This is a genomic window from Pseudomonas sp. SID14000 (genome assembly GCF_002165135.1).
Classification (GTDB): Bacteria; Pseudomonadota; Gammaproteobacteria; order Pseudomonadales; family Pseudomonadaceae; genus Aquipseudomonas.
This window is the reverse complement of sequence record NZ_NFZQ01000148.1, coordinates 1-403: the sequence shown is the minus strand read 5'-3', so window position 1 is coordinate 403 and position 403 is coordinate 1. Positions and strand designations below refer to the sequence as shown.

1 protein-coding gene is annotated in these 403 nt (G+C 73.0%); it reads left to right on the top strand.

Annotated features, from left to right (window positions below; translation table 11 throughout):
• Nucleotides 1–100 precede the first annotated feature (100 nt).
• The coding region (locus tag CAY82_RS27710; protein WP_140399186.1) for a response regulator transcription factor at nt 101–403 on the top strand (303 nt) is incomplete at its 3' end.

The window sequence follows — 403 nt, the reverse complement described above, 5'->3', positions numbered from 1 at the left end:
GGACCGCCCACCCCAGCAGGACGACCGACGCCTACGGGAAGGAGCCGAACCGTCGTCACCCGGAGGCGGCGACCGCCGGCACGGGCCCGATAATGGCCTCATGACCGACAGGCGTCTGCGCGTGCTGCTGGCCGAGGACTCCGTCGTCCTCCGTGACGGCATGGTCGAGCTCCTCGGCGCCCGGGGATGCGAGGTGGTGGCCACCGCCGGGACGGCGCCCGAGCTGCTCGCCGGGGTGGCCGAGCACCGGCCCGACGTCGCCGTGGTGGACATCCGGATGCCACCCACACACACCGACGAGGGCATTCGCGCCGCCGTCGAGATCCGTGCAAGGACGCCCGAGGTCGGCATCCTGGTCTTCTCCCAGCACATCGAGAGCGCCTGGGCCTCCCGGCTGCTGGCC